At 52.6% G+C, this 23,837-nt stretch carries 21 protein-coding genes and 2 tRNA genes; 20 read left to right on the forward strand and 3 right to left on the reverse strand.

The genetic code is table 11. From position 1 onward, the window contains the following. Window positions 1-93: 93 nt before the first annotated feature. The 15 genes from folP (at window position 94) to O1V65_RS21005 (ending at window position 15,590) form a co-directional block, all read left to right on the forward strand. Window positions 94-930: a dihydropteroate synthase gene (gene folP, locus O1V65_RS20940; protein ID WP_165428802.1), complete on the forward strand. Its 837-nt coding sequence runs from the start codon at window positions 94-96 to the stop codon at window positions 928-930. Between the two features lie 9 nt (window positions 931-939). Further along, entirely contained in the window at window positions 940-2,274 is a 1,335-nt protein-coding gene (gene glmM / locus O1V65_RS20945) for a phosphoglucosamine mutase (protein ID WP_017492891.1), read from the forward strand. Window positions 2,275-2,523: 249 nt separating this feature from the next. After that, window positions 2,524-2,859 carry a preprotein translocase subunit SecG gene (secG, locus tag O1V65_RS20950; RefSeq protein WP_017492890.1) on the forward strand — a complete coding sequence of 112 codons (336 nt, stop codon included), beginning with the start codon at window positions 2,524-2,526 and terminating at the stop codon, window positions 2,857-2,859. Window positions 2,860-2,982: 123 nt separating this feature from the next. Beyond that, window positions 2,983-3,069 (forward strand) — tRNA-Leu (locus tag O1V65_RS20955). 91 nt (window positions 3,070-3,160) lie between these two features. Further along, window positions 3,161-3,237: transfer RNA gene (locus O1V65_RS20960), tRNA-Met, on the forward strand. A 213-nt stretch (window positions 3,238-3,450) separates the two neighbouring features. Further along, entirely contained in the window at window positions 3,451-3,903 is a 453-nt protein-coding gene (gene rimP / locus O1V65_RS20965) for a ribosome maturation factor RimP (RefSeq protein ID WP_026110674.1), read from the forward strand. A 21-nt stretch (window positions 3,904-3,924) separates the two neighbouring features. Beyond that, window positions 3,925-5,433 (forward strand): transcription termination factor NusA, encoded by a 1,509-nt coding sequence (gene nusA / locus O1V65_RS20970; RefSeq protein WP_017492888.1) that lies wholly within the window; start codon window positions 3,925-3,927, stop codon window positions 5,431-5,433. Window positions 5,434-5,457: 24 nt separating this feature from the next. Then, window positions 5,458-8,160 carry a translation initiation factor IF-2 gene (gene infB / locus O1V65_RS20975; protein WP_017492887.1) on the forward strand — a complete coding sequence of 901 codons (2,703 nt, stop codon included), beginning with the start codon at window positions 5,458-5,460 and terminating at the stop codon, window positions 8,158-8,160. Window positions 8,161-8,269: 109 nt separating this feature from the next. Beyond that, the gene (rbfA, locus tag O1V65_RS20980) at window positions 8,270-8,683 is read left to right on the forward strand and encodes a 30S ribosome-binding factor RbfA (protein ID WP_017492886.1); all 414 of its coding nucleotides are present in this window, start codon (window positions 8,270-8,272) and stop codon (window positions 8,681-8,683) included. Further along, window positions 8,683-9,627 carry a tRNA pseudouridine(55) synthase TruB gene (gene truB, locus O1V65_RS20985; protein WP_017492885.1) on the forward strand — a complete coding sequence of 315 codons (945 nt, stop codon included), beginning with the start codon at window positions 8,683-8,685 and terminating at the stop codon, window positions 9,625-9,627. Before rbfA ends, truB begins: the two co-directional genes overlap by 1 nt. 157 nt (window positions 9,628-9,784) lie before the next feature. Continuing rightward, window positions 9,785-10,054: a 30S ribosomal protein S15 gene (gene rpsO, locus O1V65_RS20990; protein WP_017492884.1), complete on the forward strand. Its 270-nt coding sequence runs from the start codon at window positions 9,785-9,787 to the stop codon at window positions 10,052-10,054. Between the two features lie 312 nt (window positions 10,055-10,366). Next, on the forward strand, window positions 10,367-12,484 hold the full coding sequence (pnp, locus tag O1V65_RS20995; RefSeq protein WP_084913030.1) for a polyribonucleotide nucleotidyltransferase: 2,118 nt from the start codon (window positions 10,367-10,369) through the stop codon (window positions 12,482-12,484). A 130-nt stretch (window positions 12,485-12,614) separates the two neighbouring features. Next, entirely contained in the window at window positions 12,615-13,499 is an 885-nt protein-coding gene (nlpI, locus tag O1V65_RS21000) for a lipoprotein NlpI (protein ID WP_017494418.1), read from the forward strand. A gap of 122 nt (window positions 13,500-13,621) precedes the next feature. Then, window positions 13,622-13,696, forward strand: coding sequence for a protein YrbN (gene yrbN, locus O1V65_RS23185; protein WP_223499600.1), 75 nt, complete (start codon window positions 13,622-13,624; stop codon window positions 13,694-13,696). After that, a complete protein-coding gene (locus O1V65_RS21005) occupies window positions 13,686-15,590 on the forward strand; it encodes a DEAD/DEAH family ATP-dependent RNA helicase (RefSeq protein WP_017494419.1) in 1,905 nt (634 codons plus the stop codon). The genes yrbN and O1V65_RS21005 overlap by 11 nt, the downstream gene beginning before the upstream one ends. A gap of 85 nt (window positions 15,591-15,675) precedes the next feature. On the opposite strand, the gene O1V65_RS21010 is transcribed toward O1V65_RS21005, so the two are convergent. After that, the gene (locus O1V65_RS21010; RefSeq protein ID WP_084913031.1) at window positions 15,676-16,713 is read right to left on the reverse strand and encodes a luciferase-like monooxygenase; all 1,038 of its coding nucleotides are present in this window, start codon (window positions 16,711-16,713) and stop codon (window positions 15,676-15,678) included. Between the two features lie 218 nt (window positions 16,714-16,931). Here O1V65_RS21010 and O1V65_RS21015 point away from each other — a divergent pair, with 218 nt between their 5' ends. Genes O1V65_RS21015 through O1V65_RS21025 form a run of 3 tightly spaced genes read left to right on the forward strand, consistent with a single transcriptional unit; the run spans window position 16,932 to window position 20,235 of the window. Beyond that, complete coding sequence (locus tag O1V65_RS21015) at window positions 16,932-17,909, forward strand: HlyD family secretion protein (protein WP_269129994.1); 978 nt, start codon at window positions 16,932-16,934, stop codon at window positions 17,907-17,909. After that, window positions 17,909-19,069 carry an ABC transporter permease gene (locus O1V65_RS21020; protein WP_269129995.1) on the forward strand — a complete coding sequence of 387 codons (1,161 nt, stop codon included), beginning with the start codon at window positions 17,909-17,911 and terminating at the stop codon, window positions 19,067-19,069. The genes O1V65_RS21015 and O1V65_RS21020 overlap by 1 nt, the downstream gene beginning before the upstream one ends. Continuing rightward, the gene (locus O1V65_RS21025; RefSeq protein WP_269129996.1) at window positions 19,066-20,235 is read left to right on the forward strand and encodes an ABC transporter permease; all 1,170 of its coding nucleotides are present in this window, start codon (window positions 19,066-19,068) and stop codon (window positions 20,233-20,235) included. The genes O1V65_RS21020 and O1V65_RS21025 overlap by 4 nt, the downstream gene beginning before the upstream one ends. 5 nt (window positions 20,236-20,240) lie before the next feature. Here the strand turns inward: O1V65_RS21025 and O1V65_RS21030 are convergent, their stop codons facing one another. Both O1V65_RS21030 and ubiU read right to left on the reverse strand, forming a co-directional pair. Beyond that, window positions 20,241-21,119, reverse strand: coding sequence for a U32 family peptidase (locus O1V65_RS21030; protein WP_227990193.1), 879 nt, complete (start codon window positions 21,117-21,119; stop codon window positions 20,241-20,243). Between the two features lie 67 nt (window positions 21,120-21,186). After that, the gene (ubiU, locus tag O1V65_RS21035; RefSeq protein ID WP_269129997.1) at window positions 21,187-22,128 is read right to left on the reverse strand and encodes a ubiquinone anaerobic biosynthesis protein UbiU; all 942 of its coding nucleotides are present in this window, start codon (window positions 22,126-22,128) and stop codon (window positions 21,187-21,189) included. A gap of 280 nt (window positions 22,129-22,408) precedes the next feature. Here ubiU and ubiT point away from each other — a divergent pair, with 280 nt between their 5' ends. Beyond that, window positions 22,409-22,945 (forward strand): ubiquinone anaerobic biosynthesis accessory factor UbiT, encoded by a 537-nt coding sequence (ubiT, locus tag O1V65_RS21040; protein ID WP_026110835.1) that lies wholly within the window; start codon window positions 22,409-22,411, stop codon window positions 22,943-22,945. Beyond that, window positions 22,939-23,442 (forward strand): GNAT family N-acetyltransferase, encoded by a 504-nt coding sequence (locus O1V65_RS21045; RefSeq protein ID WP_165428806.1) that lies wholly within the window; start codon window positions 22,939-22,941, stop codon window positions 23,440-23,442. Before ubiT ends, O1V65_RS21045 begins: the two co-directional genes overlap by 7 nt. Window positions 23,443-23,837 lie beyond the last annotated feature (395 nt).

Below are 23,837 nucleotides of genomic sequence, written 5' to 3' on the forward strand. Positions count from 1 at the left end.
ACTAAAATAAAACCCCGGCCTTGCCCGGGGTTTTTTACATATTGCGCACCAAGAATCGCTTTACGGGAATACCCCTTTTACTGGAATCACAACATGCAACTCACCGCGAACGGCAGCACTCTCGATCTCACGTTCCCTCAAGTCATGGGAATTCTCAACGTCACCCCTGACTCCTTCTCCGACGGCGGCCGTCACAATACGCTGGATCTCGCAATACATCATGCTCAGGAGATGATCAATGCGGGCGCGACCATTCTCGACATCGGAGGTGAGTCCACGCGTCCTGGTGCAGCGGAGGTCAGCGATGACGAAGAGCTGTCGCGCGTGGTTCCGGTCGTCGAGGCGCTGGCAAAACGTTTTGACGTGTGGCTGTCGGTGGATACCTCAAAGGCGTCGGTTATCCGAGAGTCGGCAGGCGTGGGCGCGCATCTGATCAACGATATTCGCTCTTTGCAGGAGCCGGGTGCGATACAGGCTGCCGCAGAGAGCGGTCTTCCAGTTTGCCTGATGCACATGCAGGGTGAGCCAAAAACAATGCAGCATGCGCCGCAATACGGTGATTTAATCGCTGAAGTCGATCAGTATTTTGTGCAACATATTGCGCAGTGCATCGATGCAGGTATCCCGAGGGAAAAATTGCTGCTCGACCCGGGGTTCGGTTTCGGTAAGAATTTGCACCATAACTATGAATTATTGGCCAGACTGGCAGAGTTTCACCATTTTGGATTACCGCTACTCGTCGGTATGTCGAGAAAATCGATGATTGGTCAGCTGTTACACGTTTCCCCCGAACAGCGGGTGACCGGCAGCGTTGCCTGCGCAGTAATTGCTGCGATGCAGGGGGCGCATATTGTCAGAGTCCATGACGTCAAAGAAACGGTGCAGGCCATGCGTATCGTCGAAGCAACACTTTCAGCTAAGAAGGGATGAGAATAAATTATGAGCAACCGTAAATACTTTGGTACAGACGGCATTCGTGGCAAGGTTGGCGATACCCCGATTACGCCTGATTTTGTACTAAAGCTCGGTTGGGCTGCGGGCAAGGTACTGGCTCGTCATAGCTCCGGTAAGGTGATTATCGGTAAAGATACGCGCATCTCTGGCTATATGCTCGAGTCAGCTCTCGAAGCGGGCCTGGCCGCTGCGGGGCTTTCAGCCTCGTTTACCGGTCCGATGCCGACGCCGGCGATCGCTTACCTCACTCGCACCTTCCGTGCCGAGGCGGGTATTGTGATTTCCGCCTCCCACAACCCTTATTACGATAACGGCATCAAATTCTTCTCAACGGATGGCGCAAAGCTGCCTGACCACGTGGAAGAGGCGATTGAAGCCGAGATGGAAAAACCGCTGACCTGCGTCGAGTCTGCCGAATTGGGCAAGGCGAGCCGTATCGTCGACGCGGCAGGGCGTTACATCGAGTTCTGTAAAGGCACCTTCCCCGCAGAGCTTAGCCTGAGCGGCTTGAAGATTGTGGTCGACTGTGCCAACGGTGCAACCTATCACATCGCCCCAAGCGTGATGCGTGAGTTGGGTGCGAAAGTGATTGCCATCGGCTGTGAGCCTGACGGTATGAACATCAACGAAGGCTGTGGTGCGACCGACGTGACTCTGTTGCAGCAGCGTGTACTGGAAGAGAAGGCCGATTTGGGCCTGGCGTTCGATGGCGACGGTGACCGTATCATCATGGTCGACCACGAAGGTAACAAAGTCGATGGCGACCAGATCCTTTACATCATCGCGCGTGAGGGTCTGCGTCAGGGCCAGCTGCGCGGCGGCGTAGTCGGTACGCTGATGAGCAACATGGGCCTTGAGCTGGCGCTTAAGCAGCTGGGTATTCCTTTTGCGCGTGCGAAAGTGGGTGACCGCTACGTGCTCGAGAAACTGCAGGAGAAGGGCTGGCGCATCGGGGCAGAAAACTCCGGTCACGTGATTTTACTCGACAAAACCACCACCGGTGACGGTATTGTCGCAGGTTTGCAAGTGCTCACTGCAATGGTTCGTAATCACATGAGCCTGCATGACCTGTGCAGCGGCATGAAACTATTGCCACAGATTCTGGTAAACGTTCGTTTCTCGGGTGAAAGTGATCCACTCGAAAATGCGGAAGTGAAAAGCGTGACCGCCGAGGTTGAGAAACAGCTGTCGGGCAAAGGTCGCGTACTGTTGCGTAAGTCGGGTACTGAACCGCTGATTCGCGTTATGGTTGAAGGTGAAGACGCGTCTCTGGTTGAGAGTCTGGCGCATCGTATCGCCGATGCAGTCAAAGCGGTGTAATTGTAATAAAAGTAAAAAGTGAGCGCCAAATTGTTCATCTTCTCGCCGTAAAGGGCGGGGGATTGCTGTATTTGGCGCTTTTTTCCGCAATCAAACGCTAACCTGAAAATTGCCCTTGCGCGAACATTAGGGTTTGGTTAGTATTCAGACCCGCTTCAGTAGGTCCTTGAAGACTTACGGCTAATCATAGTAAGAAGCTGGTGAGAAGCAATTAGCACGCGGTGAACCCGCAAGGATACAGGTACAACTATGTACGATGCTCTTCTGGTGATTTTCCTTATCGTAGCAATCGGCCTTGTAGGCCTGGTTATGCTGCAACAAGGTAAAGGTGCAGATATGGGAGCCTCTTTCGGAGCGGGTGCATCAGGCACTTTGTTCGGTTCGAGTGGTTCCGGTAACTTTATGACTCGAATGACAGCTATTTTGGCGGCGCTTTTCTTCGTCATTAGCCTGATTCTGGGTAACTTGAGCACCAATAAAACCAAACAAGGCAGCGAGTGGGAAAATCTGGGTCAGCCAGTTAAATCTGAGCAGACTACTGCGCCGGCAGCACCAACAGGGCCGACCAGCGATCTTCCTAAGTAAGTTGTAGATTGTAGTCGCAGTAAAGTTAAAGTAAGATTGACGCCAGTCGTCAGTGCTGAAAAGCAAAGAGTTTCAAACAATTGCAATTACTCGGACAGTAAGCGCGATTGAGAAAAAAAGAGTGCCGAGGTGGTGGAATTGGTAGACACGCTACCTTGAGGTGGTAGTGCCCGAATGGGCTTACGGGTTCAAGTCCCGTCCTCGGTACCAATCTTTTGATAACTTGCATTCTTGCGGTTATCAGCGTAGTATTTTGCGACATCAAGTCGCGTCAATATATACGCGTTACGTTGTTTTCGGACGCGGGGTGGAGCAGCCTGGTAGCTCGTCGGGCTCATAACCCGAAGGTCGTCGGTTCAAATCCGGCCCCCGCAACCACTTTCCTCAAGTATTTGTTTTCAAATATACTGCTAGTATCTCCCTGGTGCTTCCGAGTATCCATTTGAAAAAAATCCTTCTGAAAGTGCACCGAAGCCGCCATGCGGCAAATAGGGTCCAGTATCATAAAGCCCCGATTTATCGGGGTTTTTTGTTATTTGGCAACAGAATCACTGGGCTATTAAGCCCTTTTTTTATGTCTTGGGGGTGGACTTGTCCACATTAGAACAAAAATTAACAGAGATGATTTCAGCACCGGTCGAGGCATTAGGTTTCGAGCTGGTAGGTATTGAGTTCGTTCGAGCTCGCCAATCTACACTACGCATCTATATTGATAGTGAAGACGGGATCAACGTTGATGATTGTGCTGATGTCAGCCACCAGGTTAGCGCTGTACTCGAAGTAGAAGATCCGATTACCGTCGCCTACAACCTGGAAGTTTCCTCCCCGGGCCTCGATCGCCCTATGTTCACCGCAGAGCATTATCAACGTTTCCTTGGTGATGAAGTCAGCGTTGTATTGCGCATGGCAATGCAGAACCGCCGCAAATGGCAGGGAATTATCAAGGCTGTCGAAGGCGAAATGATCACGGTTACGGTGGATGGGAAAGATGAAGTGTTCGCACTGAGCAACATCCAGAAGGCGAACCTGGTACCCCACTTTTAAAGTTAGGATGAGGCAACTAGGATGAATAAAGAGATTCTGGCTGTTGTAGAAGCAGTTTCTAATGAAAAAGCCCTCCCGCGCGAGAAGATTTTTGAAGCGCTGGAAACTGCTTTGTCGACAGCGACCAAGAAGAAGTACGAGCAGGAAATCGAAGTTCGCGTCACCATCGATCGTAAAACCGGCGACTTTGACACCTTCCGCCGCTGGGTTGCTGTAAATGAAGTGACTCAGCCGACGCGCGAAATTACTCTCGAAGCTGCCCAATACGAAGATCCATCCATCGAACTGGGTGGTTACATCGAAGACCAAATCGAATCTGTCACCTTTGACCGTATCACCACTCAGACTGCCAAGCAGGTTATCGTACAGAAAGTACGTGAAGCCGAGCGCGCAATGGTAGTTGACGCATTCCGTGAACAGGAAGGCGAGATAGTGACCGGTGTGGTTAAAAAAGTTAACCGCGACAGCATCGCCCTGGATCTCGGCAGCAATGCTGAAGCTGTTATCCTGCGCGAAGACATGCTGCCACGTGAGAACTTCCGTTCTGGTGACCGTATTCGCGGCGTTCTTTACGCTGTGCGCCCAGAAGCGCGCGGTGCACAACTGTTTGTTAGTCGTTCACGTAACGAGATGCTGGTTGAACTGTTCCGCATCGAAGTACCTGAAATCGGCGAAGAACTTATTGAAATCAAAGCTGCTGCCCGTGACCCTGGTTCACGCGCCAAGATTGCAGTGAAGACTAATGATAAGCGTATCGACCCTGTTGGTGCTTGTGTCGGTATGCGCGGTGCGCGCGTTCAGGCCGTTTCCAGTGAACTGGGCGGGGAACGTATCGATATCATCCTTTGGGATGACAATCCTGCGCAATTCGTTATCAACGCTATGGCGCCGGCAGACGTCGCGTCTATCGTTGTTGATGAAGACAAGTGCACCATGGATATCGCCGTTGAAGCCAGCAACCTGGCACAGGCGATTGGCCGTAACGGCCAAAACGTGCGTTTAGCCTCCCAGCTTTTAAAGCAGCATCGTGGCGATGACAAGTGGGAACTGAACGTGATGACAGCAGATGACCTGCAGGCCAAACATCAGGCCGAGGCGCATGCTGCAATCGAAACCTTCACCAAGTATTTGGCAATCGACGAAGATTTCGCGACTGTTCTGGTTGAAGAAGGTTTCTCAACCCTCGAAGAACTGGCTTACGTGCCGGTGAACGAGTTGTTAGAAATTGATGGTCTGGACGAAGACACGGTAGATGCGCTGCGCGAACGTGCGAAAGAAGCGCTGACCACCCTGGCCCTTGCACAGGAAGAAAGTCTCGGTGACAACAAGCCAGCTGAAGACCTGCTTAATCTTGCAGGACTTGAACGCAGCATGGCGTTTAAACTGGCAGCAATCGGTGTTTGCACGCTGGAAGATCTTGCCGAGCAGGGTGTTGACGATCTGACAGATATTGAAGGTCTTAATGACGAGCAGGCTGGTGAGTTAATCATGGCCGCACGCAATATCTGCTGGTTTGGCGACAATGCGTAATAAACTGTAGCAGGAAGGAACAGCATGACAGATGTAACCGTAAAATCGCTGGCAGCGGAGATTCAAACTCCGGTTGATCGCCTGGTACAGCAATTTGCTGATGCAGGGATCGACAAGTCGGAAGCTGACTCTGTCACCCAGCATGAAAAAGAAACTTTGCTGGCGCATTTGAATGGTGGAAATTCGAATGCGACAAACAAACTGACGTTACAACGCAAAACGCGTAGTACACTTAATGTTCCGAGCACCGGCGGGAAGAGTAAATCGGTGCAAATCGAGGTCCGCAAGAAACGCACTTATGTTAAACGTGATATGACCGAGGCAGAACTTGCCCAGGCCGAAGCGGAAGAGCAGGCAAAGCGTGAAGCGGAAGAACAGGCTCAGCGTGTAGCACAAGAGCAGGCCCAGCAAGTGGCCGCTCAGGAAAAAGCTAAACGTGAAGCCGCTGAGCAAGCCAAACGTGAGGCCGCTGATAAAGCTAAGCGTGACGCAGCGGAAAAAGATAAAGTGACGAATCAACATACCGACGAAGTAACCAAGCCAGCTCAGGCAGAAAAAGCACGCCGTGAAGCTGAAGCCGCAGAACTTAAGCGTAAAGCGGAACAAGAAGCCCAGCGCAAAATCGAAGAGAACGCTAAACGCGTTGCTGAAGAAGCACGTAAAATGGCTGACTCAGGCGTTTGGACTGAAGCCCCTGCGCCAAGTGAAGCAGAAGCTGAAACTGCGGACTACCACGTAACCACTTCCCAGCACGCTCGTGCTGCTGAAGATGAGAACGATGCCAAAGTTGAAGGCGAGCGCCGCACCCGTACTCGCGGTGGCAAAGCGACCAAGCAGAAGAAAGGCAATAAACTGTCTGAATCTAAAGCCGATCGCGAAGAAGCCCGTGCCGTGGGCCGTAATGGCAAAGGTAAGCGTAAGCCAAGCAGCCTGCAACAGAGCTTCAACAAGCCTGTAGTCGCTGTTAACCGCGACGTGGTCGTTGGCGAAACCATTACCGTTGCCGAACTGGCAAACAAAATGGCAGTTAAAGGTTCTCAGGTCATCAAAACTATGATGAAACTGGGCGCTATGGCCACCATCAATCAGGTTATTGATCAGGAAACTGCTCAGCTGGTTGCTGAAGAAATGGGCCACAAAGTTATCCTGCGTCGTGAAAACGAGCTGGAAGAAGCGCTGATGAGCGACCGTGATACCGGTGCTTCAGCTGCTGCCGAGCCACGTGCGCCAGTTGTGACCATCATGGGCCACGTTGACCACGGTAAAACCTCTTTGCTCGATTATATTCGCTCAACGAAAGTAGCCGCAGGCGAAGCTGGCGGTATTACTCAGCACATCGGTGCTTATCATGTTGAAACCGAAAACGGCATGATCACCTTCCTCGATACCCCTGGACACGCCGCGTTTACATCAATGCGTGCTCGTGGTGCCAAGGCGACCGATATCGTTGTTCTGGTTGTTTCTGCGGACGATGGCGTGATGCCACAGACCGTAGAAGCGGTTCAGCATGCGAAAGCAGCTGGCGTGCCTATCGTTGTTGCAGTGAACAAAATCGATAAGCCTGAAGCTGATCCAGATCGCGTTAAAACCGAGCTGTCTCAGTACAACGTTATGCCAGAAGAGTGGGGCGGTGAGTCTCCGTTCATCCACGTATCTGCTAAAGCGGGTACCGGTATTGACGATTTGCTGGAAGCTATCCTGTTGCAGGCTGAAGTTCTCGAACTGAAAGCAGTGCGTACCGGTATGGCAAACGGTGTTGTAATCGAATCCTTCCTTGATAAAGGCCGTGGCCCAGTTGCTACTGTTCTGGTTCAAGAAGGTACGCTTAACAAGGGTGATATCATCCTGTGTGGCTTCGAATACGGCCGCGTGCGTGCTATGCGTGACGAAATGGGTCGCGACATCACCTCAGCGGGTCCTTCTATCCCTGTCGAAGTTCTGGGTCTGTCCAGCGTTCCGGCTGCGGGTGACGAAGTTACCGTGGTACGTGACGAGAAGAAAGCGCGTGAAGTTGCGCTGTACCGTCAAGGTAAGTTCCGCGAAGTTAAACTGGCTCGCCAGCAGAAATCTAAACTGGAAAACATGTTTGCGAACATGACCGAAGGTGAAGTGTCTGAACTGAACATCGTGTTGAAATCTGACGTACAGGGTTCTTGTGAAGCGATTTCTGACGCGTTGCAGAATCTGTCAACCGCTGAAGTTAAAGTTAAAATCGTGGGCATGGGCGTAGGTGGTATCACTGAAACCGACGCAACGCTGGCGGCGGCTTCTAACGCTATCATCCTTGGCTTTAACGTTCGTGCCGATGCTTCTGCTCGCCGCGTCGTTGAAAACGAAAGCTTGGATCTGCGTTACTACTCCGTAATCTATAACCTGATTGACGAAGTCAAACAGGCAATGAGCGGTATGTTGGCACCAGAGTACAAACAGCAAATCATTGGCCTGGCTGAAGTTCGTGACGTGTTCAAGTCACCGAAATTTGGCGCAATCGCAGGCTGTATGGTTACTGAAGGTATGATCAAGCGCAATAACCCAATCCGCGTTCTGCGTGACAACGTGGTTATCTATGAAGGCGAGCTGGAATCCCTGCGCCGCTTCAAAGATGACGTTAGCGAAGTTCGTAACGGCATGGAATGTGGTATCGGCGTTAAAAACTACAACGACGTACGTCCTGGCGATGTGATCGAAGTCTTCGAAATCATCGAAATTAAACGTACTATCGCTTAACGTTTCGATCTGACCCGGATTCTCGGGTATACAGTCAGAACCATTGGGGGCCTTGCGCCCCCTTATTTGTCTGATGCATGGTTGAAGTAAAAGTTTGGAGTAACAAATTATGGCTAAAGAATTCAGCCGTACCCAACGCGTCTCTCAGGAGATGCAGAAAGAAATCGCCATCATACTGCAGCGTGAAGTTAAAGATCCGCGCGTAGGCATGGCGACCGTCTCTGGTGTCGAAGTTTCCCGTGATCTGGCCTATGCCAAAGTTTTCGTGACTTTCCTTGACGTACTGACCACTGAGCCACAGGATCCAGACCGCGTTAAAAACGGTATCAAGGCCCTGCAAGACGCTCAGGGATTCATCCGTACCCTGATTGGTAAAGCCATGCGCCTGCGCGTCGTGCCTGAACTGACTTTTGCCTATGACAACTCACTGGTTGAAGGCATGCGTATGTCTAACCTGGTGACTAACGTTGTTAAGAATGACGTTGAACGTCGTTCTGCTGCAGGCGATGACGAGGAATCTTAATGAGTCGTCCACGTCGCCGCGGTCGTGATATTCACGGCGTTCTGTTACTGGATAAGTCACTGGGTTTGTCATCCAACGACGCGTTGCAAAAGGTAAAACGCCTTTATAACGCCAATCGCGCAGGTCATACCGGCGCGTTGGATCCCCTGGCCACCGGCATGTTGCCGCTGTGCCTGGGTGAAGCGACCAAGTTTTCACGCTTTCTGCTCGACTCGGACAAGCGCTATCGCGTGATTGCCCGCATGGGCCAGCGTACTGATACTTCTGATGCCGAAGGTCAGATAATTTCAGAGCGTCCGGTCACATTCAGCGCTGCCGAGCTTGAGAATGCCCTCGAAAGTTTCCGTGGGGAGACGCAGCAAATCCCTTCAATGTATTCAGCATTGAAATATCAAGGGCGCAAGCTTTACGAGTATGCGCGTGAAGGGATAGAAGTTCCGCGAGAATCGCGTAGCATCACGGTCTATGAACTACAGTTCATTCGCTGGGAAGGCAACGAGGTTGAGCTGGAGATCCACTGTTCAAAAGGGACGTACATTCGCACCATCGTTGATGACCTCGGCGAAAAGCTGGGTTGCGGCGCCCACGTGACCTTCCTGCGACGTCTGCAGGTTGCGACCTATCCGTTTGAACGTATGGTCACCATGGAACAGCTGCACGCGCTGGTTGCTCAGGCCGAGGCCGAAGGCATTGAACCGCGCCTGCTGCTCGACCCGCTGTTGCTGCCGATGGACAGCCCGTGTGAAGACTTCCCTGAAGTCAATTTACTGCCCGTTGTGGCCGGCTACGTCAAGCAGGGCCAACCTGTTCAGGCTTCAGGTGCACCGCTTTCGGGCCTGGTGCGCATGACGGAAGGCGAAGAACGTAAATTCATCGGTGTCGGTGAAATCGACGATCAAGGCCGCGTTGCTCCTAAGCGCCTGGTTGTAGAGTACCCCGAGTAATTTGCCAGCCTGTAAATACAGGAAGGCGAGTTAACAGGGTGTTGCTCGTGTTGCGATCGGGCATCTCAAAGAGTAGAATAGCGCAGCTTATGCATGGGGTAGCTGAATTAGAGATCGGCACCCGTTTAAATTAATCTATAATATTTTGGAGTTCATTATGTCTCTAAGCGTTGAAGCTAAAGCTCAAATCGTTGCTGACTTCGGTCGTGGTGCAAACGACAGCGGTTCTACCGAAGTTCAGGTTGCTCTGCTGACTGCTCAGATTAACCATCTGCAAGGTCACTTCTCCGAGCACAAAAAAGATCACCACAGCCGTCGTGGTCTGCTGCGTATGGTTTCTCAGCGTCGTAAGCTGCTGGACTACCTGAAGAGCAAAGACGTAGCACGTTACACCACCGTTATCGAACGTCTGGGTCTGCGTCGCTAAGTTAGCGAGTTTCAGTGTAAAGGGGCCAAGTGGCCCCTTTATTCTAGGCAGCAAGAGTCAATCTAGCTATTGCCAAATCTGTTGTTTCTACGCTACTTTTCTATAAATGAAGCTTTATAAAAAAGTAGAGTTTTAAAGAGTACGTTTCGCGAGATCTTCCGTTACAGAGGTTCGCGCGGCTAATGAGAGACTTTAATCCCGCCGAGAGGATTAAGGATTGTCATTAGTCGCGAGGATGTAGTGAGAAGTTCAGATTTTATTGACGTGAACTGCTGTCATAACAGCTGCGCGTCACAAGAAAAGGATATTACATTGCTTAAAGCGACAGTTCGTAAGTTCCAATACGGTCAACATACTGTGACCATCGAAACCGGTATGATGGCACGCCAGGCCACTGCTGCAGTTATGGTCAGCATGGACGACACCGCGGTATTCGTTACCGTTGTTGGCCAGAAAAAAGCTAAACCGGGCCAGAGCTTCTTCCCTCTGACCGTAAACTACCAGGAGCGTACTTACGCTGCCGGTAAAATTCCAGGAAGCTTCTTCCGTCGTGAAGCGCGTCCAAGCGAAGGCGAGACCCTGACTTCTCGTCTGATCGACCGTCCAATTCGCCCACTGTTCCCGGACAGCTTCCTGAACGAAGTCCAGGTTATCGCGACCGTTGTTTCTCTGAACCCGCAGGTTAACCCAGACATCGTTGCGATGATTGGTGCTTCTGCTGCCCTGAGCCTGTCTGGTATTCCATTCAACGGCCCAATCGGTGCAGCTCGCGTGGGTTACATTAACGACCAGTACGTGCTGAACCCAACGGCTGATGAACTGCTTGAAAGCAAACTGGACTTGGTTGTTGCCGGTACGCAGGGCGCGGTTCTGATGGTTGAATCAGAAGCAGAAGTGCTCAGCGAAGAGCAGATGCTGGGCGCTGTGGTATTCGGCCACGACCAACAGCAGATCGTTATCAACGAAATCAATGCACTGGTTGCTGAAGTTGGCAAACCTAAGTGGGATTGGCAGCCAGAAGTGGTTAATGCTGACCTGCAAGCTCGCATTGCGGCTAAATCTGAAGCGCTGCTGGGCGACGCTTACCGTATCACCGACAAGCAAGAGCGTTACGCTCGCGTTGACGCCATCAAAGATGAAGTTACCGCTGCACTGCTTGCCGAAGACGAAACCTTGGACGCTGGTGAGATCTCCGATCTGCTGGGCGCTATCGAGAAAAACGTCGTACGTAGCCGCGTTCTGAGTGGCGCACCGCGTATCGATGGTCGTGAAAAAGACATGATCCGTGGTCTTGATGTTCGTACTGGCGTACTGCCACGTACTCACGGCTCTTCACTGTTTACTCGTGGTGAGACTCAGGCACTGGTTACCGCAACGCTGGGGACTACCCGTGATGCGCAGAGCCTGGACGAACTGATGGGTGCCAAAACTGACACCTTCCTGTTCCACTACAACTTCCCTCCGTACTCCGTGGGTGAAACAGGTATGGTCGGTTCGCCTAAGCGTCGCGAAATCGGTCACGGCCGTCTTGCCAAGCGTGGCGTACTGGCAGTAATGCCTAAGTTTGAAGATTTCCCATACACCGTTCGCGTTGTATCTGAAATCACCGAATCTAACGGTTCATCTTCCATGGCTTCCGTTTGTGGCGCATCACTGGCCCTGATGGACGCAGGTGTGCCGATTAAAGCCGCCGTTGCGGGTATCGCGATGGGTCTGGTTAAAGAAGGCGAAAACTTTGTCGTTCTGTCCGACATCCTGGGTGACGAAGACCACCTTGGTGATATGGACTTCAAAGTAGCAGGCAGCAGCGAAGGTATCACTGCACTGCAAATGGATATTAAAATTGAAGGTATCACCCGCGAAATCATGCAGGCTGCTCTGAGCCAGGCCAAAGGTGCACGTCTGCACATTCTGGGCGTGATGAACCAGGCAATCAGCGAATCTCGCGGCGATATCTCACAGTTCGCTCCACGTATTCACACCATCAAAATTAACGCTGACAAGATCAAAGACGTCATCGGTAAAGGTGGTTCTGTAATCCGTGCACTGACTGAAGAAACCGGCACCACTATCGAAATCGAAGACGACGGTACTGTTAAAATTTCTGCAACCGACGGCGAAAAAGCGAAACACGCTATCCGTCGTATTGAAGAAATTACCGCCGAAATCGAAGTTGGCCGCATCTACCAGGGTAAAGTTACCCGTATCGTTGACTTTGGCGCGTTCGTTGCCATCGGTGGCGGTAAAGAAGGTCTGGTTCACATCTCTCAAATCGCTGACAAGCGCGTAGAGAAAGTGACTGACTATCTGACGATGGGTCAGGAAGTTCCGGTTAAGGTTCTGGAAGTTGATCGTCAGGGCCGTGTGCGCTTGAGCATTAAAGAAGCGACCACCCCATCTGAAGAATCGGCAACTCCAGCTGCAGAGTAATCTGTAACCTGTAGTTTACAGTCTCCCGGTCATCGGGCCGGGAGCTGTTCGTATCATGAGTGCAGGACGTACTTATGCTAAGCAAGCGGATAACAGGAAGTTTGTCCAATGTTTGTCTTCGGGAGTTGAAATGAAGCCTTTCTTGCGCTGTTGTTATGTTGCGACAACACTTTTGTTGGCAGGATGCAGCAACCATGATTGGCGCAAAAACGAAGTCCTGGCGATCCCGCTGCAGCCAACTTTGCAGCAGGAAGTGATTCTGGCGCGTATGGAACAAATACTTGCCAGCAGATCATTAACAGATGATGAACGCGCACAGCTGTTATATGAGCGCGGTGTGCTGTATGATAGTCTCGGGCTAAGAGCACTGGCGCGAAATGATTTCTCACAAGCGCTGTCTATTCGTCCTGATATGCCAGAAGTTTTTAACTACCTGGGGATTTACCTAACGCAGGCCGGCAACTACGATGCCGCCTATGAAGCGTTTGATTCTGTACTAGAGCTTGATCCAACTTACAATTACGCGCGTTTGAATCGCGGTATCGCACTGTATTACGGTGGCAGATATTCGCTAGCGCAGGATGATTTGCAGGCGTTTTATCGAGACGATCCAAATGATCCCTTCCGTTCGTTATGGCTGTATCTTGTGGAAAGAGAAATCAATCCAAAGAATGCCGAAGTAGCGCTCCAAGAGCGTTATGACAAAGCGGACAGAGGGCAATGGGGATGGAATATCGTCGAATTCTACCTTGGCAAAATCAGCGAATCCACGCTGATGGACCGCCTGAAGGCAGAAGCAACGGATAACACTTCGCTCGCTGAGCATCTCAGTGAAACTGACTTCTATTTAGGTAAGCACTACCTAAGTCTGGGGGACAAGGACAGCGCTTCTGCACTGTTCAAACTGACGGTAGCTAACAACGTTCATAATTTTGTTGAGCACCGCTATGCATTGTTGGAATTGGCGCTTTTGGGCCAAGAGCAAGACGACCTATCAGAATCGGACCAGCAATAGCTGACGAAACCAATCAGCCTGATTAACCATGGCGCTATGCCATTTTTAATCGCCTTAACGGGCGAGGGTTGCTTTGTTCGTTTTATAAACTAATTTGAGCCGGTTCACACTTTTCAATGAAAATGACTGAAAATTTTCTCGACGAGTTATGTAGACTGGCTGCCATTATTAATGAGGCACGTGTACATGACTACTGAGCTTGAAACCTCTTTTGCTGACCTGGGGCTGTCTGCTCCTATCATTTCTGCCCTGACCGATCTGGGCTACGAAAAACCATCACCGATTCAGGCCGAATGTATTCCTCACCTGTTGAGCGGTCGTGATGTTCTGGGTATGGCCCAGACCGGTAGTGGTAAAACTGCAGCATTCTCGCTGCCACTGTTGCACAACATTGATGCTTCCCTGAAAGCACCACAGATTCTTGTTTTGGCACCCACCCGCGAACTGGCGGTTCAGGTTGCTGAAGCGATGACCGATTTCTCTAAACACATGCACGGCGTGAACGTTGTTGCATTGTACGGCGGCCAACGCTATGACGTGCAGCTGCGCGCACTGCGTCAGGGTCCACAAGTTGTTGTGGGTACGCCTGGTCGTCTGCTGGACCACCTGAAACGCGGCACCCTGAACCTCTCTAACCTGAGCGGCCTGGTGCTGGACGAAGCCGATGAAATGCTGCGTATGGGCTTCATCGAAGACGTAGAAACCATCATGGCGCAGATCCCGGCTGAACATCAGACCGCGCTGTTCTCTGCAACCATGCCAGAAGCGATTCGTCGTATTACGCGTCGCTTCATGAAAGATCCACAGGAAGTTCGCATCCAGTCAAGCATCACCACGCGTCCGGACATCAGCCAGAGCTACTGGTCTGTGTACGGTATGCGTAAAAACGAAGCACTGGTTCGTTTCCTGGAAGCAGAAGATTTTGACGCAGCTATCATCTTTGTTCGCACCAAAAACGCGACCCTGGAAGTGGCTGAAGCGCTGGAGCGTAGCGGTTATAGCTCTGCGGCACTGAACGGCGACATGAACCAGGCCCTGCGTGAGCAGACTCTGGAACGTCTGAAAGACGGTCGTCTGGATATTCTGATTGCAACCGACGTGGCAGCACGTGGTCTGGACGTTGAACGTATCAGCCTGGTTGTGAACTACGATATCCCTATGGATTCAGAATCCTACGTTCACCGTATCGGCCGTACTGGTCGTGCTGGCCGTGCAGGTCGCGCGCTGTTGTTCGTTGAGAACCGCGAACGTCGTCTGCTGCGCAACGTAGAACGCACCATGAAGCTGACTATTCCAGAAGTGGAATTGCCAACTGCAGAAGTTCTGGGTCAACGTCGTCTGGCCAAGTTCGCCGCCAAAGTTCAGCAGCAGCTGGAAAGCAGCGATCTGGACCTGTACCGTGGACTGCTGGCTAAACTTCAGCCTGAAGAAGAGCTGGATATTGAAACTCTGGCTGCAGCACTGCTGAAAATGGCTCAGGGCGAACGTCCTCTGATCGTTGCCGCTGATCCCGTATTCAAAAGCCGTCCACCACGTCGTGAGTTCGAAGAGCGCGGTGACCGCAATGACCGTCGTCCAGCACGTGATGGCGATCGTCCTGCGCCGCGTGAAGGCGATCGTCCACGTCGTGAGCGTCGTGACGCGGGTGAAATGGAACTGTATCGCATTGAAGTGGGCCGTGATGATGGCGTTGAAGTTCGCCACATCGTGGGTGCTATCGCTAACGAAGGCGATATCAGCAGCCGTTACATCGGTAACATCAAGCTGTTCTCTTCACACTCAACTATCGAGCTGCCAAAAGGTATGCCGGGCGAAATTCTGTCTCATTTCACCCGTACTCGCATCCTGAATAAGCCGATGAACATGCAGTTGCTGGGCGATGCACAGCCTCAGTCAGCACGTCGTGAGCGTCCGGCTGGTGCCGCTGGTGAGCGTCGTGGTAATGGTGCTCCGCGTTCTTCTTTCAGCGGTGAGCGTCGTGAAGGTGGCCGTGGCCGTCCTTTCAACGGCGAACGTCGTGAAGGTGGTAACTCTGCTGCTGGCGAACGTCGTCCGCCAAGCCGCGCACCACGTCGTACTACTGACGCATAATCTGTCTGACCCTCGGGTCATCGGTAGATGAGCAATAAAAAACCAGCCCTCGGGCTGGTTTTTTTATGGGCGCAAAACCTCAGTATCAGTCGATGCGTGCCGGTTTCACCAGTTCGCCCTGCAGCTGCGAGACAATTTCAAAGGAGTGTAAACGGGCCTGATGGTCAAAGATCTGGCCATTAATCATCAGCTCATCCGCTTCTGTCTCACGCAGAATGGCCTGCAGGCCCTGACGAATACTCTCTTTATTACCCACCACCGACAGGCGCAGCGCCTGATCCACACCGAAACGCTCCTGGGCAGACCAAAGGCTCTCAATATTATCAACCGGAGCAGGCAATTTCCCCGGCTTACCGCGACGTAAATTGATGAACTGCTGCTGATTAGAGGTAAACATGCGGCGTGCCTCTTCGTCGGTATCGGCGGCGATAGCGTTGAGGCACACCATGGCATGAGGCTTTTGCAGCTGGGCAGAAGGCTGGAATTTACTCCGGTAAATCGCCAGCGCCTGATAGAGCATATCCGGGGCAAAATGTGAGGCGAAAGCGAAAGGCAGGCCTAATGCAGCGGCAAGCTGAGCACTGTAAAGGCTTGAGCCCAGCAGCCAGATTGGCACATGCAGCCCCTGTCCTGGCACTGCTTGTACAGGTTGCTCCGGTTGAACATCGCCGAAATAGTATTGCAGTTCCTGCACGTCCTGCGGGAAGTTATCAATCTCACCTGACATATGTCGACGCAGGGCAATCATGGTGCGCTGATCGGTGCCCGGCGCGCGTCCCAGACCCAGATCGATACGGCCTGGATACAGCGTCGCCAGCGTCCCGAACTGTTCAGCGATCACCAGCGGGGAGTGGTTTGGCAGCATAACACCACCGGATCCAACGCGGATCGTCTTGGTTCCTCCGGCAATGTGGCCGATAAGCACTGAGGTCGCGGCGCTAGCGATGCCGGTCATATTATGGTGCTCGGCTAACCAGTAGCGTTGATAGCCCCATTTTTCAGCGTGTTGTGCCAGCTCCAGTGAGGACTGGAATGCGTCGGCGGGCGTCTTGCCTTGGGGAACGGGCGCGAGATCGAGCACAGAAAAAGGCACAGCAATGTTTTTGGCGACAGCTTCAGACATATTTTTTCACCTTGTTATCTCTGACAAAATTTTGATATTTGTCAGCTAATCATAAAATCAGTATTCACCATTTATCGCTGCCTGAATACGCTATTTGAGCGGTAAAGCGTCCTGCGTCAGGTCGTTGTGAAGTAATCGTCACAATCCAATGCCTTATAAACCCTTAAAATATGTGCTAGAAATAGCTTTATTAAATAGATTAAAAGGTAAGAGAAAATATGAATAAAAGGATATTGCTGACCTTACTGCTCGTTGCTGTGGTTATTTCTCTTGCCGTCTTATTTCGCGCTAGCAATCAGTCACTTTTATTACAGGGAGAGGTCGACGCACCCGAGGTTATCGTTGCGTCGAAAGCCAAGGGGCGGATCGTTGAACGTCACGTTCAACGCGGCGATGATGTGAAAGCAGGCCAACTGTTGATAACTCTCGACAGCCCCGAGCTCATGGCACAGTTGCGATCGTTACAAGCGTCGCGCGATCAGGCCAAGGCGCAGCTCGATCTCTCGCTTAACGGTACCCGTGAAGAGAGTATTCGCAACCTGAAAGCAGCGCTGGCCCAGGCGCAGGCCGCCTACGCCAATGCGCGTGACCTCTACAATCGTAATGCCAGCGTCGCGGCGAAAGGCTATATTTCTGCTTCGGATCTCGAAGATTCGCGTGAAGCCCGCGATAGCGCCTATCAGCAGGTTCAAGCCGCGAAAGCTAACCTCGACGAAGGCGTAAATGGCGATCGTATTGAACAGCGCGAGGTGTATGCCGCCGAGCTGCGAGCTGCGGAAGAGAATCTGTTAGAGCTGAAGGCACAAACCGACGATCTTCAGGTAAGAGCGCCGGTGGATGGCGAAGTCGGACCGATTCCGACAGAAGTCGGTGAACTTGAGAGCGCGGACAGCCCACTGTTGACGCTGGTCCAACTGCCTCAGGCCTATTTCGTTTTCAATCTGCGAGAAGATATTCTGGCCGGCATTCGTAAAGGCGACAAAATTTCGCTGCGCGTGCCGGGGATTGGCAATAAACAGGTTGAAGCGGAAATCCGCTACATTGCACCGCTGGGCGATTACGCCACCAAACGCGCAACGCGCGCTACCGGCGACTTCGATTTAAAAACTTTCGAAGTTCGGCTCTATCCGCTGCAGCCGGTGGAAGGATCAAGGCAGGGGATGAGCGCGCTTTGGCAGTGGAAAGCGAGCCACTGATGGCACACGCAACTCATCGCGCCAAAGCCGCATGGCGCTGCTTCAGCCGATCCTTTACCCGTGAGGCGAACCACGCTTTTCGCCAACCGGTGATCCACTGGCTGTGCTGGTGCTTTCCGCTGATCCTGTTTACGCTGATTGCCAGTAATTTTTCTGAGGGTACGCTGCTGGATCTCCCGGTGTCAGTGGTGGACAGCGACCACAGCAAGCTATCGCAAGAGTTGATCCGCAAGCTCGACGCAGGTTCGCACGCGCACGTCGAGGCCTATGCGGGCGGACTTCCGGAGGCGGAATATCGGCTGCGTACCGCGCAGGACTACGCGCTGCTGTACATACCGCCGCGCTTTGAGGCCGACGTGCTCGCAGGACGCCAGCCGAGCGCCGTGCTGTATTACAATGCCTTGTTTTACGGCGCGGGCCTCTATTCTACTCAGGATTTTAGCGTACTGATAACCGAGCTGAACAATAGCTATCGCAGCATTATCGCCGCAGAAATCGGTAAAACTGTGCCTTCGCTTGCCAGTGTCGATCTCTCTTACGGCAGCCTGTTTAACGCCAGCGGCAGCTACATCTATTACCAGCAGTTCGCCGCAACCATCCATCTGCTGCAATTGTTCACCGTCACCTGTATGATTTACGTGATGGCGCGGAGCCAGGCGCTCCTTGCTGCCCCCTCGTTCACCTTCGGACTGCTCGGCAAGCTTGCGCCCTATACGCTGTGCTTTACCACGCTGCTGATGGTCGAAATTGCCTTGCTGGTCGGCGTGTTTGATGCGCGAGTCAGCGGCAATCCTCTGGACATGCTGCTTATCGCCTTCTTCTACGTCATTGCGGCGCAAAGCCTGGGGCTGTTGCTGTTCACCTTCACGAGCACCACTATCTCCGCCTACTCTATGATGGCTATTTTCGTGGGACTGGCGCTGACCTTCTCGGGTATGGCGGTACCCGAACTGTCGATGCCGCTGCCTGCGCGCATAATTTCCGAAATCGAGCCGTTGACCCATGCCCTAAACGCCATGTTCGACGTTTTCCTGCGCCAGGTCCCAGGCGTGCGTATCGTCAGCGTGTGCGCCATATTGTTGGTATATCCACTGATTACCGGCCTGTTGGTGCACAGCAAACTGTATATGCGCCTGAAGAAGCAGGAGCCGGGAAAATGACCACGCGCGAAGGGCTTTCAATTTACTGGCATACCTTCACGCACTCCCTGCACGGGATGCTTGAAAAGCCGATGTGGATGATGCTGCTTATCTCGCTGTGCCTGATGAGTACCGTGTACGCCAATCGCACCGTGTGGGATCTGCCGGTGGCGGTCATCGATCAGGACCACAGCAGCGCCAGCCGTCTGCTGACCCGCGACCTTGATGCAACCTCAAAGATTAAAACGGTAAGCTATGACAGCATTCCCGAGGCGCGTCGTGACCTGGGTGAGCGCAAGCTGTTTGCTGTGGTTATCATGCCCATCGATCTTGAAAAGAAGATTCTGGCGGGTGAAGACATTGTTATTCCGGTTTATGGCGATGCAACCAACCGTTTGGCCAATGGGCAGATCCAGCAAGACGTTGTCGCGGCCTATCAGAGCCTGCTGTCGCAGTATAATACGCAACTTCTTCTGGCAAGCGGGTTCAGCAATCGGCAGGCCAACGTGCTGCTCACGCCTATTGTTGGCCAGACGCTGGACCTGTTTAACCCAGGAATCAGCTTCGCGGCGATCGTTTTCCCCGGACTGCTGGTGATGCTCTTGCAGCACTCTTTGTTGATAGCCAGTGTCAGGGTCAACATTACCCTGAAAAGTGCGCCCGACGGCAAACCCGCAATCCCGGCATTTCTCGGCGGCCTGTCGGCGCTAATCCCGATTTGGCTGTTTCTGTCGATCGTGCTGTTTGTGCTGTGGCCGTGGGTGCTTGGGTACCGGCAAACCGCCAGCATTGCTGAAATTATCCTGCTGACCTTCCCGTTTTTACTGGCCGTGCTTGGCCTCGGTAAGTTTGTGACCGAGTGCCTGCGTACCGTCGAAATGATTTATCTGACGCTGTCTTTTATTACCATGCCGGTGTTTTACATTTCCGGCACCCTCTGGCCGCTACAGGCACAGCCCGGCTGGGTACGCGTCGTCTCCTCAATGCTGCCGTCGACCTGGTCGACAAAAGCGATTGCCGGCGTTAACCAGATGGGCCTGCCTTTCCACGAAGTGGGTGGGGATATCCTGATGCTGCTGTTGCTGTGCGCGTTCTATACGCTGCTCGGCATCGGGCTCGGTTTCCTGCGTGACAGCGGTCGCCTGCGGACGCTGCTGCACCGTAAGAAACCGCTGCGAAACGACTGATCTGCTTACTCGACAAGCGCTAGCCCGGCAATGTTCTGCCAATAGCCGTTGCAGTCTTCGCGTGGGCTAAGCGCCAGCGGATTAAGGCCGCGCTCGTTGGCACGAAAATCGGCTAACACGTCGAGTGTTTCCGGGCCTTGTGGAGAGATTCGGACAATATCGACCAGGCCCTGCATCGCGACCAGGTCATTGCCGAGGTTGTAGCAGGCACCGCTCTGTGTCTGGATCCCGTTGAGCACAAACACCTGCTGATTCTCCTGTGACATGACTTTTCGGCCCCGCGGATACTTCACGCAGCAGGTTTCGCAGTCGTCCTTGGCGCGGTTCTCGGCGCGGGCGGTAAAACAGCGGGCGGAATAAGCCAGCGGCAGATGCCCGTAGGCCAATACCTCGACCTCAAACTTGTCACGGATGCCAAGCGACTGACACTGCGCCAGCATATTGGCCAGCCAGTCACGTGACAGTTCGACCGGCATGCACCAGCGAACCATGCCCTGCCGATGCAGTATCTTCAGCGTGACGGCGTTGTAGCAGTTGAGCGCATGACCGGCAACAAAAGGCAGTTTGCGCTCAGCCGCCATATTTACGGTGCCGATATCGTTCGCTTCCAGCAAAAACTCGCCGTTTTCGACGTATCGCTTAAGCTCTGTCAGTTCTGACGGTGCCTGCAAAAGCGCCAGCGTTGAGAGAACCACCTGCTTGCCGCTGGCGCTCAGCTGTTTTGCCAGGTCGAGCCAGTCACCGACCTTCATCTCTCGTCGTTTGGTACAAACGTTTTCACCCAGGTAAATAATGTCGGCCTCACTGCCTTGGGCAGCCTGATAAAACGCCTCCACCTGCGCTTTCTGCCAGTAGTACTGGATGGTTCCTAATGAGTATTTCATGATATCGCCTTAATCATTGCCATTTCCGGTGGTAGGCCCCAAGAGTGGTCTGGGTGCCTTCGGACAGTTACCCCAGCTCGGTCATCCAGGCATGTTCACTGATAAAACCCTGCGGATCGCGCTGACAGCGGTCGATGGCAGCGCGCCATATCCGCGTTACCTGGCTGACATAGGCTGGGCTACGCTGGCGACCCTCGATTTTTACCGAGGCTACGTTGGCTGCGAACAGTTCGGGCAGCAGTTCGAGTGTATTAAGGCTGGTGGGCTCTTCAAGCGCGTGGTAGCACACGTCGTCCACCCGATAACGCCCCTTGCATAGCGTCGGATAACCGGCATTTTCCCCAGGTTCGTAGCGGTCGATGAGCACGTTATTCAGCCGTGACTCCATGCCCTGTGGCGTTTGCTGCCAGCGAACAAAGCGGGCGGGCGAGCAGGCTCCCGAGGTATTCGGGGATTCGCCGGTGAGGTAGGAAGACAGGAAGCATCGCCCTTCGGCCATGATGCACAGGCTGCCAAAGGCGAACACTTCCAGCGGAACCACGCTGCTGCGTGAGAGCTGGCGGACCTGATGCATCGACAGTACGCGCGGCAGCACCACGCGTGCGACGTCGAAGTGATTTTTATAGAATGCAATGGCCTGCTCATTAGTGGCCGAAGCCTGTACCGACACGTGACGTTCGACGCTGGGATAGCGGGTTGCTGCGTAGTCGAGCATCGCGATATCGGCCAGAATCAGCGCGTCGGCCCCCAGCTGCGCCGCCATATCTACGGCACGCTCCCAGCGCTGATAACCGTCGGGATGAGCGAAAGTGTTGATAGCAATATGCAGCTTGCGTCGGCGGCGATGAACGTACTCTACGGCTTCCTGTAATTTCTTCTCGGTAAAGTTCAGACCGGCAAAATGTCGGGCGTTGGTATCGTCTTTCAAACCGATATAAACCGCATCGGCACCATTATCGATCGCTGCCTTTAGCGCTGGCAGATTACCTGCCGGGCAAAGTAACTCCATAGTTATCTCCTGCTAAAACGGCTAGAGGGATGGCACGGTGTGCAACCCAATCGAGGCTCATTTTAGATAAGCTCAAACGGCAATATTTTGATTTAAGGCAGCTTATCCGCGGTTGAATGAAAGCCATTTACGGCAGAGGTTGTGTAAGGGATATTTCTGGTGCACTATTTTTGTAGGGCAATATTGATTTAGGCTGCGTTACAAAACTGCCGATATGGCAAAATGACCCGTTTTCAGCGCAATATTGTTCAGAAGACAGTTACCTAAAGGAGAAGTGCCAGTGTTGCAAAAACTACGAGCACGTATGGTGCGTCAAGGGCCGTCACTGTTAAGTGTACCGTTGAAATTTACCCCTTTTGCACTTAAGCGCCAGGTTCTGCAACAGGTGCTGTGCTGGCAATTTCAGGAGGCGCTGTCTGAAGGGGAACTCGATTTTCTGACCGGCCGTTGGCTGAAAATCGATATTACCGATCTCGGCCTACAGTGGCTAATGACCGTCGATAACGGCAGGCTGCGCGTAAGCCAACAGGGTGAGGCTGACGTAAGCTTTAGCGGCGACGCTAACGACCTGATCCTGGTTGCGGCGCGTAGGGAAGACCCCGATACGCTGTTCTTCAAGCGGCGTCTGCGAATTGAAGGGGATACTGAATTGGGCCTGAACGTTAAAAACCTGATGGACTCCATCGAACTCGACAGCATGCCCGCTTTACTGCGTCAGGGGCTTGAACGCCTGGCGACGTTTATTGAGGCTGGGCGCATTGAGACCGGCAGACAAGAGGACGGTGAGTTAGGCTCTCCGGCAGTATCATCATGTTAATTAGAGTTGAAATCCCGGTCGATGCTGCGGGCATCGATAACCTCCTGCGCAAGGCTTTTGGGCGTGATGACGAGGCCGATTTGGTGCAGCGTCTACGTGAAGACGGCCTGCTGACGCTGGGCGTCGTGGCAACGGATGATGAAGGGGGGGTCGTAGGTTATGCCGCATTCACCCCGGTCGACGTACAGGGTGAAGACCGCCAATGGGTTGGGCTGGGACCGCTGGCGGTAGAGGAATCTCTGCGCCGTCTGGGATTGGGCGAAAAGCTGGTATACGAAGGGCTGGATTCGCTCAATGAATTCGGTTACGCCGCCGTTGTCGTGCTCGGTGCGCCCGAGTACTACGGCCGATTTGGATTCAAACCCGCAGCGCAGTTTAATCTTCACTGCCGCTGGCCTGACTCCGCTGAGGCGTTCCAGCTTTATGTGCTGGCCGACGATGCTCTTGAAGGCGCAAACGGGCTGGTGGAGTATCCTCCTCATTTTAATCACAATTAAGTGAAAAAAGTCATTTAAGCTCTAAGAGCACTATTTCAAACAGGCTGATGTTCATACATCGGCCTTTTTTTATGAATAAATCGTGCTAATTTTAAAAAATAGCTTTATTTGCTAATGGAATGTAAAAAAATAAAGAATTAAGTAAGCGCAGATATGGGTGATAATTAATCGAATGAGTGAGTTACATTCGGAGGATATGTTTCCAACTCGCTGCGTAAAGGTAAAAATAAATGCAGTCTTAAAGCAGTTTTAGCACAAAAAATCCAAACTGCTGTTATTTAAAGCAATAATGCTCAACGTTGTGTTACATATTTAATTATATTGTTTTAAATAATCAAATGCAGGTCACAGAATATTACTCTGCGTGGAATAATATTGTCTTTACTGAAGTTTAA

Origin of the sequence: Rouxiella badensis (genome assembly GCF_026967515.2) — a bacterium.
Classification (GTDB): domain Bacteria; phylum Pseudomonadota; class Gammaproteobacteria; order Enterobacterales; family Enterobacteriaceae; genus Rouxiella; species Rouxiella badensis.